The organism is Streptomyces triticagri (assembly GCF_003429565.1).
GTDB lineage: Bacteria > Actinomycetota > Actinomycetes > Streptomycetales > Streptomycetaceae > Streptomyces > Streptomyces triticagri.
The window spans coordinates 110,569-123,827 of record NZ_QUAK01000239.1 but is presented as its reverse complement, the minus strand read 5'-3'; the positions used below and the strand labels follow the sequence as shown (position 1 = coordinate 123,827).

Annotated in this window: 12 protein-coding genes; 8 read left to right on the top strand and 4 right to left on the bottom strand. The window is 72.9% G+C overall.

What is annotated here, in order from left to right; translation table 11 throughout:
- The first annotated feature begins 14 nt into the window (after window positions 1-14).
- The 6 genes from DY218_RS33855 (at window position 15) to DY218_RS33830 (ending at window position 6,756) form a co-directional block, all read left to right on the top strand.
- On the top strand, window positions 15-1,064 hold the full coding sequence (locus tag DY218_RS33855; protein WP_233522039.1) for an Acg family FMN-binding oxidoreductase: 1,050 nt from the start codon (window positions 15-17) through the stop codon (window positions 1,062-1,064).
- A gap of 104 nt (window positions 1,065-1,168) precedes the next feature.
- Entirely contained in the window at window positions 1,169-2,098 is a 930-nt protein-coding gene (locus DY218_RS33850) for a universal stress protein (protein ID WP_128560021.1), read from the top strand.
- 73 nt (window positions 2,099-2,171) lie between these two features.
- Window positions 2,172-3,731 carry an MFS transporter gene (locus tag DY218_RS33845; protein ID WP_128560020.1) on the top strand — a complete coding sequence of 520 codons (1,560 nt, stop codon included), beginning with the start codon at window positions 2,172-2,174 and terminating at the stop codon, window positions 3,729-3,731.
- Between the two features lie 73 nt (window positions 3,732-3,804).
- Window positions 3,805-5,493 carry an ABC-F family ATP-binding cassette domain-containing protein gene (locus DY218_RS33840; protein WP_128560019.1) on the top strand — a complete coding sequence of 563 codons (1,689 nt, stop codon included), beginning with the start codon at window positions 3,805-3,807 and terminating at the stop codon, window positions 5,491-5,493.
- A complete protein-coding gene (locus tag DY218_RS33835; RefSeq protein WP_128560018.1) occupies window positions 5,493-6,149 on the top strand; it encodes an alpha-ketoglutarate-dependent dioxygenase AlkB family protein in 657 nt (218 codons plus the stop codon). Before DY218_RS33840 ends, DY218_RS33835 begins: the two co-directional genes overlap by 1 nt.
- Before the next feature lie 49 nt (window positions 6,150-6,198).
- Window positions 6,199-6,756 carry a GNAT family N-acetyltransferase gene (locus DY218_RS33830; RefSeq protein WP_199566940.1) on the top strand — a complete coding sequence of 186 codons (558 nt, stop codon included), beginning with the start codon at window positions 6,199-6,201 and terminating at the stop codon, window positions 6,754-6,756.
- An 86-nt stretch (window positions 6,757-6,842) separates the two neighbouring features.
- Here the strand turns inward: DY218_RS33830 and DY218_RS33825 are convergent, their stop codons facing one another.
- Window positions 6,843-7,403 carry an NAD(P)H-dependent oxidoreductase gene (locus DY218_RS33825; RefSeq protein WP_128560017.1) on the bottom strand — a complete coding sequence of 187 codons (561 nt, stop codon included), beginning with the start codon at window positions 7,401-7,403 and terminating at the stop codon, window positions 6,843-6,845.
- Window positions 7,404-7,543: 140 nt separating this feature from the next.
- Between DY218_RS33825 and DY218_RS33820 the strand changes: the two genes are divergently transcribed.
- A complete protein-coding gene (locus DY218_RS33820; protein ID WP_128560016.1) occupies window positions 7,544-8,203 on the top strand; it encodes a TetR/AcrR family transcriptional regulator in 660 nt (219 codons plus the stop codon).
- 72 nt (window positions 8,204-8,275) lie between these two features.
- On the top strand, window positions 8,276-9,268 hold the full coding sequence (locus DY218_RS33815; RefSeq protein WP_199566939.1) for a hypothetical protein: 993 nt from the start codon (window positions 8,276-8,278) through the stop codon (window positions 9,266-9,268).
- A 13-nt stretch (window positions 9,269-9,281) separates the two neighbouring features.
- On the opposite strand, the gene DY218_RS33810 is transcribed toward DY218_RS33815, so the two are convergent.
- From DY218_RS33810 to DY218_RS33800, 3 genes are all read right to left on the bottom strand, one after another.
- On the bottom strand, window positions 9,282-10,046 hold the full coding sequence (locus DY218_RS33810; protein WP_128560014.1) for an alpha/beta hydrolase: 765 nt from the start codon (window positions 10,044-10,046) through the stop codon (window positions 9,282-9,284).
- Window positions 10,047-10,227: 181 nt separating this feature from the next.
- Window positions 10,228-11,415, bottom strand: coding sequence for a glycosyltransferase (locus DY218_RS33805; RefSeq protein WP_128560013.1), 1,188 nt, complete (start codon window positions 11,413-11,415; stop codon window positions 10,228-10,230).
- A 492-nt stretch (window positions 11,416-11,907) separates the two neighbouring features.
- Window positions 11,908-13,167, bottom strand: coding sequence for a cytochrome P450 (locus tag DY218_RS33800; RefSeq protein WP_128560012.1), 1,260 nt, complete (start codon window positions 13,165-13,167; stop codon window positions 11,908-11,910).
- Window positions 13,168-13,259 lie beyond the last annotated feature (92 nt).

The following is a 13,259-nucleotide window of genomic DNA, read 5'->3' as shown; positions in this document are numbered from 1 at the left end:
AAGGACGCTGGAAGGTGACTCCGGACAATTCCCGCACCCCGACCGACCAGGAGCTGAGGGACTTCGTGGCGGACGCCGTGACGGCGCCGTCGCTGCACAACTCCCAGCCGTGGAGCTTCCGCGCGGACCGCGCGCGAAGGACGCTGCAGGTGCGCGCCGACCGCTCGAGGGCGCTGCCGCACGTCGATCCCGAGGGGCGCGGCCTGCACCTGGCCGGCGGGGCCGCGCTGTTCAATCTGCGGGTCTCCGCGGCCGCGCGGGCCGGCCTCGATCCGGCCGTGCGACTGCTCCCCGATCCGGGCGACCCGGACCTCCTCGCCGAGGTCGACTTCGGCGAGGTCACCGGCTCCGGTGCCGGTGCCCGGCCCCCGGGAGGCGACGACGCCGATCCCTCCGTACGGTCGGAGCTCGACGAACTCACCGAACTGCACGCCGTGTTGCGAGACCGGCACAGCAGCCGGGAGCCGTTCGGCGCCGAACCGGTGGACGCGGCACTCCGTGACGGACTGCGCCGGGCCGCCCTGCTCGAAGGGGCCCGTCTGGTTTTCCCGGACCCGGGTCACAACGAAATGGTGCTCGCCCTGTCCCGCGAGGCGGAGCTGCGCGAGGAGGCCGACCCGGACCGGCGATCCGATCTGGAGCACTGGGTGGGCGACGGACGTCCCGCCGATTCGGGCCTGCCGCGCGAGGCGCTCGGGCCGCGTCAGCGGTCGGGCGGTGCTCCCGTGCGCGACTTCGAGGGCCCGGACGCACCGGCCGATCGTCCGGGCGCGAAGTTCGAGGCCGATCCCCAGCTCGCGCTGCTCGGGACGACGGGAGACGGCGCGCGCGACTGGCTGCGGGCGGGCCAGGCCCTCGAGCGCGTACTGCTGCAGGCCACCCAGGACGGGATCGCCACCTCGCTCGCCACGGCTGCCCTCGAATGGGACGCCCTGCGCTGGGCGGTGCGCGATCCGCAGACGGACTCGGGACCGGTCCAGATGGTGATCCGGCTCGGCTACGGTCCCGCCGGCGTCCCGACGGAGCGCCGCCCGGTGACGGACGTACTGACGGTGGAGGACTGACCGGGCGGCTCCTCGGCTTCTCGGTCCGGAACTGGTCCCCTCCCTCGCCGACAGCACGGCCGCGCCGCACCGCGCGCCGTCCGCCAGACGAAAGGAATCCCGCGATGACCACGAGCGAGGACGCCCCGAGTCCCGAACCCGATGCCTCGGCCGGTCCGCCGGTCGTGGTGGGGGTGGACGGGTCCGCTTCGGCGTTGCACGCCGTGGACACCGCGGCCCGGGAGGCGGCGCTGCGCGGCTGCTCGCTGCGGGTCGTGCACGTCTTCGTCTGGCCGGCGCTGCATGTGCCGCTCGGCCCTTCGGCGCTCGGCCCGGCGGAGGGCGGGCTGCGGAATCTCGCCCGGCAGACCGTGACGGAGGCCGTGCAGCGGGCCCGGGCCGCGGCTCCCGATGTGACGGTGACGCAGGCGGTGGTGAACGGTGAGGCGCTCACCGCGCTCGAGGCCGAGTCCCGCTCCGCGCGCTTGATCGTGGTCGGCAGCCGGGGCATGGGCGGCTTCATCGGTCTCCTGGTCGGCTCGACCGCGGTGCATCTGTCCGCGCACAGCCACTGCCCTCTCCTGGTCGTCCGCGAGCAGTCCGCGCAGGGCGACGGCCGTGTGGTGCTCGGTGTGGACGGGTCGCCCGCCGGCCGGGCGGCGATCGACTTCGCCTTCGCGCACGCCGCGCTGCACGGAACCGGGATCCTGGCCCTGCACGCCTGGAGCGACTGGTCGGTGCAGGCGCCTGCGCCGGCGGACCCCGCGGAGCCGTACGCGGCCGAGCCGGGTGCGCTCGCCGCGGGCGAGGAGCGGCTCCTCGCCGAGTCGATGGCCGGCCGGGCCGCGGAGCATCCGGATGTGAAGGTGGAGCACCGGGTGGTCAAGGGCGGTGCACGCGAGGCCCTGATCGCGGCGAGCGAGGGCGCGGGCCTGGTGGTCGTGGGGGCCCGTGGGCGCGGGGGCTTCACCGGGCTGCTGCTCGGTTCGGTCAGCCAGGCCCTGCTGCACCATGCGCACAGCCCGGTGGCCGTCGTACGGCCCGCCGCCCCTTAGCCGTACGGACGCCGCACGGATCACGTTCTGCCACGTCGCGCGGACCCCTGCCTTCTGTGCTGTCCTGGACTGCATGGGTTCCGCACCTGACACCCCGGGGCCGATACCCGGCCCGACCACCGCCGGCAGTGAAGGTCCGCTCACAAGCTCCCGGGACGCCCCCGATCCACGGCGCTGGTGGGGCCTCGTCGTCATCGCCCTCGCGCAGTTGATGGTCGTGCTCGACGCGACGATCGTGAACATCGCACTCCCCTCCGCACAGCGCGAGCTCGGCATGTCCGACGGCAATCGACAGTGGGTGATCACCGCGTACACGCTCGCCTTCGGTGGCCTGCTGCTGCTCGGCGGCCGGGTCGCCGATCTGGTGGGCCGCAAGCGGACCTTCGTCATCGGTCTGATCGGATTCGCCGCCGCGTCCGCGCTCGGTGGCGCCGCCGGCAGTCCGGGGATGCTGTTCGCGGCGCGGGCGCTGCAGGGCGTCTTCGCGGCGGTGCTCGCCCCCTCCGCGCTGTCTCTGCTGACCACGACGTTCACCGATCCCAGGGAACGGGGCAAGGCGTTCGGGATCTACGGTGCGCTCGCGGGCGGCGGCAGTGCGATCGGCCTGATCGCGGGCGGGCTGCTCACGGAGTATCTCGACTGGCGCTGGTGCCTGTATGTGAATGTGCCCATCGCCCTGATCGCGGTCTTCGGCGCGTTCGCGCTGCTGCACGACCGCTCCGGGCACCGGGAGGCGCGGCTCGACGTGCCCGGTGTGGTGCTCGGCTGCGGCGGCCTGGTCGCGATCGTCTACGGGTTCAGCGAGGCGGAGCCGCGTGGCTGGAGCGACGGGCTCGTCCTGGGTCTGCTGATCGGCGGCGCGGTCCTGCTCGGCTGTTTCGTGTGGTGGCAGAACCGGGCCGCCAGTCCGCTGCTGCCGCTGCACATCGTCCGCGACCGCTCGCGGGCCGGCTGCTTCCTGACCATGGGACTCGCGACGATCGGCATGTTCGGCACCTTCCTCTTCCTGACCTACTACCTCCAGGTGATCCTGCAGTACTCGCCGGTCAAGACGGGGCTCGCGTTCCTGCCGATGACGGCCGCGATCATCGTCGGTTCCACCCAGATCTCCGCCCGGCTGCTGCATCATGTGCAGCCGCGGGTGCTGATGGTGCCGGGCATGCTGCTCGCGGCGCTCGGCCTGATGCTGCTCACGGGTCTCACCGTGCATTCCGAGTACGCGGGCCACGTACTGCCGGGCATGCTGCTGATCGGTCTCGGGATGGGACTCACCTTCATGCCGGTGTTCGCCACCGCGACGGCGGGCATCGCACCGCGCGACTCGGGTGTCACCTCGGCGACGGTCAACACGGCCCAGCAGGTGGGCGGTTCGATCGGTACGGCTCTCCTGAACACCATCGCGACCAGCACCTCGACGGCGTACATCGCCTCCCGTCTGCGGGACGCGGCCGCGGAGACGGGCCGGCCGCCCGGCGAGGACGTGCGTCGGCTCGTCACGTCCGAGGGCGTGGTGCACGGCTACACGGTCGCCCTGTGGTGGGCGGTCGGCATCATGCTGCTCGCGGGTGTGGTGGCCGGTGTGATGGTGACCGCGAAGGCGCCGAAGCACAGCCAGGTCGAGCCGGTGGCGTGAGGGCGTACGGGCGCAGCGGCGCTCGCGCCGGAAATTCCCGGAGGGGAACCGGTGTCCGTTGTTAGGGTCGCGCATGCCCGTACCTGCTCTGCTCGCCCATGACCTCGTGCACACCCTCGGCAACCGGCGCGTACTCGACGGAGTGTCTCTCACCGCCTCCCCCGGTCACCGGATCGGTCTGATCGGGGAGAACGGCTCGGGCAAGTCGACACTGCTGCGGCTGCTCGCCGGGGTCGAGAAGCCGGACGCCGGCTCCGTCGACCGCCCTGCCGAACTCGGCTTCCTGCACCAGGAGTTGCCGTATCCGTCCGCTGCGACGCTGACCGATGTGCTGGACGACGCACTGCGCGAGGCCCGAGAGGACCTCGCGCGGCTCGACCGTATCGGCGGCGAACTCGCCGCGACCCCGCCCGACGCACCGGCACACGGCGAGCTGCTCGCGGCGTACGCGGAGCAACTGGAGCAGGCACAGCAGCGTGACGCCTGGGACGCGGACCGGCGTGCCTCGATCGTCCTGGGCGGGCTCGGACTCGGCTCCGTCCCGCGGCGGCGGACCCTGGGCTCGCTCGCCGGCGGGCAGCGCAGCCGGCTCGCTCTGGCGGCGCTGCTGATCCGGCAGCCGGCCGCGCTGCTCCTGGACGAGCCGACGAACCACCTGGACGACGGCGCCGCCGAGTTCCTTCAGGAGCGGCTGTGTGCGCTGCCCGGTGCGGTCGTGGTGGCCAGTCACGACCGGGCCTTCCTCGACGCGGTCTGCACCGATCTCATCGACCTCGATCCGTCCGTCGACGGACCGACGCGCTTCGGCGGCAACTACACCGACTACCAGGCCGTCAAGCGCGCGGAGCGCGAGCGCTGGCAGCGCCGCTTCGAGGCGGAGCAGGAGGAACTCGAGGCGCTTCGGCACTCGGCGGGCGTCACCGCGCATCGGGTGGCCCATTACCGGCCGATGCGGGACAGCGAGAAGATGGGGTACGGCCGCCGTGGCAACCGGGTCGATCACCAGATCTCCCGGCGGGTGCGCAACGCCACTCGCCGCCTGGAGGATCTGCAGCGCGAGCAAGTGCCCGAGCCACCGAGGCCGTTGAGGTTCAGCCCGCCCGCGCCGGCGCGTCCCGTCGCGGAGCCGGATGCGTCCGGCTCCGAGGGTCTGCCGGAGATCGCGCAGGACGCCGCCGATGGCCCGCTCGTCGCACTGCACGGGGTACGGGTGCCGGGGCGCCTGCGGCTGGATGCGCTCGACGTCGCGGACGACGAGCGGCTGCTCGTGACGGGGGCGAACGGCTCGGGCAAGTCGACACTGCTCGCGGTCCTTGCCGGGCGGTTGGAGCCGTACGGCCGGGTGCGGCGCAGGCCAGGACTCACCGTGGCGCTGCTCACCCAGGACACCACGTTCGAGCGGCCGGGCCGCACCGTCCGCGACACCTACGAGACCGGGGTCGGTGCCGAGCGGGCGGAGGTCGTGCCGCTGACCTCGCTCGGCCTGATGGACACCCGGGATCTCGACCAGCGGGTGGCGGACCTGTCCGTGGGCCAGCGCCGCCGGCTCGCCCTCGCGCTGCTCGTCGCCAGGCCGCCGGCGCTGCTGTTGCTCGACGAGCCGACGAACCACCTGTCGCCACGGCTCTGCGACGAACTGGAGGACGCGCTCGGGCCCGGTCCGGGCGCCGTGGTGGTGGCAAGTCACGACCGGCGGCTGCGCGCGCGGTGGCAGGGCCGGGAACTGCGGGTGCACACTGAGCCGCCGGAGGGAGGTGCGTGATGGATGCGCTGATTCCGCGGCCTGCGCTCGAACTGGCGCCGGGCGTCGTACACGTGCCGGGGTGGCTCGGGTCCGACGAGCAGCGGGAGTTGGTGGCCGCGTGCCGGGAGTGGGCGAGGGGCCCGGTGCCGATCCGGCACACCAGGCTGCCGCGTGGCGGGGTGATGTCGGTGCAGACCGTGTGCGTCGGCTGGCACTGGCAGCCCTACCGGTACAGCCGCACCGCGGACGATGTGAACGGCCTGCCGGTCGCCCCGTTCCCCGACTGGCTGGTGCGACGGGGCCGGCAGGCGGTGGCCCGGGCCTACGGTGCGTCCGCCGCGGCCGAGCGCTACACACCGGACACCGCACTGATCAACTTCTACGACGGCGATGCCCGCATGGGCATGCACCAGGACAAGGACGAGCGGTCCTCGGCGCCCGTGGTCTCCCTGAGCATCGGCGACACCTGCGTCTTCCGCGTCGGCAACACCGAGACCCGCAACCGCCCCTACCAGGACGTCGAGTTGGTCTCCGGTGACCTGCTGGTCTTCGGCGGTCCTTCGCGCTACATCCACCACGGAGTCCCGAAGGTACGGACGGGCACCGCCGACCCGGACTGCGGACTCGGCTCGGGCCGGCTGAACATCACGCTCCGCGAGACGGGTCTCGGGTAGCCGCCACCTCGATCGTCCGCCGCACCCCGGCGATCGTAGGGTGATCGTCATGAGCTCCCTGGTCTTCGCCCTGCCGGACGGGATCGCGTTGCGCCCGCTCACCGTGTCCGATGCCGAGCCGCTGCTGCGCGCGTACGCGGCCAACCGTGAGCATCTCGCCCCGTGGGAGCCGCGCCGGCCACCGGACTTCTACACGGTGCTCGGCCAGGAGCTGCGGGCACGCGACCGGGCACGGCTGCAGCGTGAGGGGCGGTTGTGTTCCTGGGCGCTGGCGGACGGGGAGCGCATCGTGGGCACGATCACGCTGTCGCACATCGAGATGGGGCCGTTCCGCAGCGCCCACCTCGGCTACTGGATCGACTCCGGGTACACCGGCCGCGGTCTCGCCACGGCCGCGGCGAGCATCGTCTGCCGGGCGGCCGACGAGGATCTGGGGCTGCACCGGATCGAGGCAGGCACCCTGCTGCACAACACGGCCTCGCAGCGCGTCCTCGAGCGGTGCGGCTTCTCCCGTATCGGCGTGGCGGCGCAGTATCTGCACATCGACGGGGCCTGGCAGGACCACGTCCTGTTCCAGCGCGTCCTCAACGACCGTCCGGGCGACTGAGATCCGCCCGGGCGCTGCAGCCGAACGGCCCGGCGCGGCACCCGAGTCGGGCGCCGCACCGGGCCGGTACGTTCCTGCGGCGCAGGTCAGGCAGCGGCGGGTGTGACCTGTCCGGCGAGCCGGCCGACCACCGCGGCGATGTTCTCGGCGACCTCGGCGTCGTCGGCCGGGTGCAGCTCGGCGAAGCGGCTCAGCGAACCGGGGATGGACAGCTTGAGGTCCTCGACGACCGCACCGCCGGCGATCCCGGCGGCCTTGCGGGCCTCGTCCTGCGCCCACACACCGCCGTACTGGCCGGCAGCGGTGCCCACCACGGCGACAGGGCGGCCGGACAGGGCGCCGGCTCCGTACGGGCGGGACAGCCAGTCGATGGAGTTCTTCAGTACGGCGGGCATCGTGCCGTTGTACTCCGGCGAGAACAGCAGCAGTGCGTCGGCCGCGCGGGCCGAATCGCGCAGCGCCTGTGCGGCCTGCGGCACGCCGCCCTCGACGTCGATGTCCTCGTTGTAGAAGGGCACATCGGCCAAGCCTTCGTAGACCTCGATGGCCACGCCCTCGGGTGCGTGCTTGGCAGCGGCCTCGGCGAGCTGACGGTTGTGGGAGCCGGCGCGGAGGCTGCCGACGAGAGCAAGGATGCGAACAGACATGGAGGTATCTCCTGATTAGGGCGTGCCTGACGGTCCGGGCCGACGGAGCATCCGAACAACCGGACCAAGGTCCGCTTAGATTTGTACCAGCTATCCGGACCGCAGTCCACTTTCCCTCGTCAGGCGCTACGCTGAACTGCATGACCGGCCCTGCCACGCCCCCGTCCACGCCGTCGTCCGCCGCGTCCGGTACGCCCGTCGACTTCACCTCGGGGCCGCCGGACGGCGCCCCGCAGCTGCGCGCCGACGCGGCCCGCAACCGTTCGCGTCTGCTCGACGCCGCCTCCCAGCTGCTCACCGAGCAGGGCCCCGAGCGTCTCACCATGGATGCCGTCGCCTGTGCGGCAGGGGTCGGCAAGGGCACCGTCTTCCGGCGCTTCGGTGATCGCAGCGGGCTGCTGCTCGCCCTGCTCGACCACCGCGAGCACGAGTTCCAGGGCGCCTTCCTGGGCGGTCCCGCACCACTCGGCCCCGGGGCACCGGCCGTCGACCGGCTGCACGCCTTCGGACCCGCGCTGATCCGGCACGAGAGCGACCATCACGAACTGATCCTGGCCAGCCGGAAGGACCCGCTGCGGCCGTACGCCGCCCCGCCCTACCGCCTGCGCCACACCCACGTCGCCATGCTGCTGCGGGAGGCCGGCAGCGGACCGGACCCGGAGTACCTCGCGCACACCCTGCTCGGCGCCACCGACACCGCACTCGTGCACCACCTGACGAAGGCCGGCGGACGGACCTTCGAGCAGTTGGAGGCCAACTGGCACGACCTGGTGAGCCGCTTCACCGGGCCGGGAGCCTGAGCCGGGGCAGCCTCCCGGCGGTGTGCGCGGAAAGCGGTGGAGCAGCTCCCGCCGATCACCGATGATGACGCCATGTCACGGCCGCCCGCGCACCTGCACCCCGTCGAGATCGCCTGCGACGAATCCGGATCCGACGGGGAGAACCTCGTCAACGGCAATACGGACGTCTTCACGCACGCGAGCGTGGGACTCGACCGCACGGCAGCCGAACAGGGCCTCGACGAGACCTTCGACCGGGTACGGTCCCCGGCCAGCTCCGCCCTCACCGAGTACAAGGCGAACGTCCTGCTGCGCCCCAAGCACCGCCGGGCACTGATCTGGCTGCTCGGCCCCTCCGGGCCGCTCCTGGGCGGCGCACACGTCCATGTCGTCGACAAGCGCCACTTCCTCCTGGCCACCACGACGGCACTGCTCACCGACACGGACGAGGAGACGGCGGATCTGGTGCTCGCCGCCCATCACGCCGGCCCCGAGACGTACGGGACCGAGCGCTGGCGGGACTTCCTCGCCGCGGCCAACGACCTGCTGCGCGCCCGGACCCGGCCGGACGCCCCGGATCCCGTCGAGGCGTTCGGCCGCAGCGTCGAGCGTCTGCACGCCGTCGGTCCGGCCGACGCCGCCGGCCCTGCCGCCCGTCTGACGGAACGACTGCTGCCCACCCGCGAACGCGCGGACCGGATCCGCCTGCACCTGGCGCAGGACCCCGGCGACTGGCCCGTACTCGACCCGCTGTTCCCCGCCCTGCTGCACACCATCGGCCACTGGAGCACCGGAGGCCGGCGGGTCACGGTCGTCCACGACCGGCAGAACACCCTCACTCCGGAGCGCATCGGCCATGTCGCGGCCGCCACCGGAGGTGCGCTCGCCGAGGTGCAGTTGGTCGAGGCGCGGCAGGATCCGCGGATCGGGCTCGCCGACTTCCTCGCCGGCACCACGCGCAAGATCGCCTCGGACCTGCTGCAGGGGGTCGAGGACCCCGAACTGACGGATCTGCTGCGGCCGTACACCGATTCACCCGCCGGCTCGCCGGCGTCCTGGCGCTGGTCCGGCTCCCGGCCCGGATAGCCGCGGCGGCCGTTCAGCTGCCGGTGGCGGCCGCTGCGACGGTGGCGATCATCGTGGCCGTGGTGTGTGCGGCGTCGCGTGCCGCCGCGCTCCGGGCCGGCACACAGCGGCGCACCGTGGGGTCGTAGGCACAGCCGATCACGCCGGCGTGATCGGTGGGCGGCTCGGTGAGCCGGGCGTCCCAGCCGTGGTCGAGCAGCGCGCGATGCATGGACCGGGTCGATGCGGGCGGTACGACCGTGTCATCGGTGCCGTGGACGAGTCGTACGGGTACGGGCGAGGTGGCTGCGGAGAGCGCGTCGGAGGGGGCGACGCCGGTGGTGCGCGCGGGGCGGTCGAAGTCGCCGGCGATGCCGACGACGGCCACCGGCCGCCAGTCGCCGAGGAGTTCGGGCCGCGGGAGTTGCCCGGGGACAAGCGCGGCGCCCAGGGCCGCTCCGGCGCCCGCGGACCAGCCCCCGAGGACCAGGCGGCCGGGCAGCGTGGAGTGGGCGCGGCTGTGGTCGAGGGCGAACTGCAGTGAATCGGTGAGGTGTCGGCGTCCCCCGTCAGGCTGGTCGGACTGCCAGTCGGGTACCAGGACGGTGTGTCCGAGCGCGGCGACTGCGCGGGCGAGCGGGGCGAGTACGTCGCGCTCGTCGGGTCCGGTGCCGTGCCAGAGCAGCACGATCGGCCCGACGCCCGGGTCCGCGTCCGCGTCCGCGTCTGGGGTGTGGATGTCGACTGCCTTGGTGCGGCTGCCGGTCGGGTAGGTCGCCGTACGGACCTCGGTGTTCACGGAGAGCCTCTCGGGGTGTGGCGGTGTCGGTGGTCCGACTGATCGGCACCGAGCGTTCGTCCGAACGTACTCGGGCGGTCGCACGAGCCGGGGCCCTCCCCCCTGCTTGTCGGTGGTGCGAGAATTCCCGGAGGAGTACTCCACCTTTCCGGCGAGACCGCGAGACCGCGAGGCCGTGGCCTCAGCGGCTGGGGGTCGCCGGAGCGGTCTGTGCCGCGAGGCGTTCGAGATGGGTGGCGGCGGTGTGCTGGCCGCCGCCTGCCCGCAGAGTGCGCCCGATCGCGGCCGCGGCCGTGCGGTGTCCTTCGGCGTCGTCGAGCACGGTGGTCAGGGCCTCCGCGATGTGTGGTGCCCCGACTCGGCCGACGTGCAGCCGGATGCCCGCGCCGGCCGCCACCACCTGGGCGGCGACCACGGGCTGGTCGTCACGGATGGGCGCCAGGACCAGGGGCAGCCCGTGCCACAGCGATTCGGCGACGGTGTTGTGGCCGGAGTCGCTGATCACGGCCTTCGCCCGGCTGAGCAGATCCAGTCGAGGCACATGCGACCGGACCAGCATGCCCGCCGGAAGCCCGCCGAGCTGCCCGCCGGGATCGGCGAACACGCCCTGCACCCGGTCCTCGAGCCGGACCAGTGCCCGGACGGTCTCGGTGAGGAAGCGGCGGCCGGCATCGGTGTTCGCCGTGCCGAGCGACACGAACACCAGGGCACGGTCCGGGTCGAGGTCGTCCCAGGGGAAGTCGGGGTCCTCGGGCCGTTCGGCGATCACGGGGCCGACCAAGTGCACGCGTTCCCAAGGCAGTTCGGCGTCGCCGAGCAGCTCACGGCTGGTGAACGCGAGGATGCCGTACGGCGAGAAGCGCGGGTCGTGCGTGCTGCGGGGGTCGCCGATGCGCCCGCGCAGTTCGTCGAGCCGGTCCGTGAGCCAGGCCGACATCTCGGGCAACTCGGCCGGTGGGTCGACGAGTTCGGCGGACGTACTGGCCGAGGTCGCACAGGGGACGCCGAGTCGCTCGGCGACCAGCGCGCCGGCCAGTGCGTGCTGGTCGCTGACGACGAGATCCGGCGCGAAGGCGCGTACCGCCTGCTCCACACGGGGAGCCATAGACTCGGCGAGCGGCAGGTGGAACTGCTCCCACCGGAACCGGAACGCGGCGGGCCCGGTGAGCGTGGGCGGCCGTGAGGGACCGCCGCCCGCCCGCGGCGGACAGTCGTGGATCTCCGGGTCGGTGTCCGTGAGCGCGCGGATCTGCTCGGCGGGACCGCACCAGGCCACCTGGTGTCCGCGCCGTTCCAGTTCGGCGGCCACTCCGGCGAGCGGGTTGATGTGCTCGGCCGGCGGCGGTACGACGAGCAGGAAGCGGCTCACCGTACTGCTCCCGCCGCGGCCGGACATCCGCGGTGCACCCGCACGCCGAACGGGCGGCGGCCGGCGCACAATTCGGCCGTACGCGGGAGGATCAGATCTGTCCGTGATTCTGGGGACCCGTGTGAGGTATGCGCCCGCATGGGACTCTCCGAGGTGGGGGGTGGTGCGGTGGGGGGCGTGCGTGGCGTAGTCAACTGACGGCGGCGCACCCGGTCAACGGGTAACCCTGCGTAGCGAACGCCCATCCTCTACGCGCGTCATCCCATGCGGCCGACCCGACGCTCACAACTGCGAAATCGGACCCTCGTCACCCACGGATTACCGCCGTACCCGCCGGGGATGCGCCCCTGCGGAAGCGAACGCGTCAAGCGCCGGTGACGCGCCATCCCCGTCGAGCGACCGCGCGTGTGTCGCAAATCACAGCCATGCGCGGTGCGATGGGACGCCCACGCCGCCGCTGCTCTCCCCTCCGGACCGCCGCGGCGGCGGCCGTCACCAGGTGACCGGCAGTGACTCCGGACCACGGATCAGAGCATGGCGCCGCCACGGCACCTGCTCGGGCGGGACGGCGAGCCGCAGTCCCGGCAGCCGGTCGACGAGCACATCGACGACGAGGTCGATCTGCATACGGGCCAGCGGACCGCCGGTGCAGTAGTGCGTGCCGTGTCCGAACGCCACGTGGGCGGCGGGCTCTTCGCGGTCGAAGTCGATCCGGTCGGGCTCGGGGAACACATGCGGATCGCGGTTCGCGGACAGGTACGACACATAGACGGGGTCGCCCGCCCTGATGCGGACGCCGCACAGGTCGACGTCTTCGGTGGCGATGCGGGCGAGACCGACCGAATTGCGGTGCGGGATATAGCGCAGGAGCTCATCGACGGCGCGCGGCCGCACGGCCGGGTCCGCACGCAGCCGTTCGAGGAGCCCGGGTCGGGTGAGCAGCAGGAAGAACATCTGGCCGGTGTTGTTGGTGACCGCTTCGCCGCCGATCTGCAGCGGCCCGGCCACCCCGATCGCCTCGTCCTCGCCGAGGTCGCCGCGGTCCACCCCCGCTGCGAGCAGGGAGAGGATCTCGTCGTCCGCGCCCGGGCCCCCCGCACCGGCCGGTCCCGTACGGCCTCTGCGTGAGCCGATCTCCCGCTCGATCCAGCCGTACAGCTCGTCCTTGGCGCGTCCGGTGGCACGGGTGTCCCGCGAGGGGAACACGATCTGCTGGGTCAGGTCGTGCAGTCGCGGCCGGTCCGCCTCGGGCACGCCCATCAGGTCGCAGTGCACCTCGATGGGGAACGGCTCGAGCACCCTTGCCGTGAGGTCCGCGGGCGGGCCGTCCCGCAGCAGTCCGTCCACGAGTCCCTCGAGCACCGCCTGTGCCCGGTCGCGTCGCCGGGCGACGCCGCGGGCGGTGAAGGCAGGTGCGACGACGCGCCGCAGCCGATTGTGGTCGGGCGGATCGGCGAACGCGAGCGATCCTGGCTTCGGCTTGAAGTGCGGTGCCAGCCGGGTGACTTGCCGCTCGGTGACCGGGCGGCGGACGAAGCGCGGGTCGTTGGTCACCGCCCGCACGTCGTCGTACCGCGTCACCAGCCAGGCCCAGCCGTCGCCGTACGGAAGGGAGATCCGGGTGATCGGCCCCTCCCGCATCAGCTCGGCGAGCACCGGGTCGAAGTCGGTGCCGCCGATGTCGTCGGCCGGCCAGTGCCGCACCGGCGGTGCGGTGGTCAAGGGGTCGCGGGCTGCGGTGTCCTCGGTCACGCGTCCGTCTCCGTCCGGCGAGGTGCGGCAGCGGCGACTCGGTGCGCCGCCGGGTGCGGAGGGCCGGCGGGCCGGCTTCCTCCTCGTCCCAC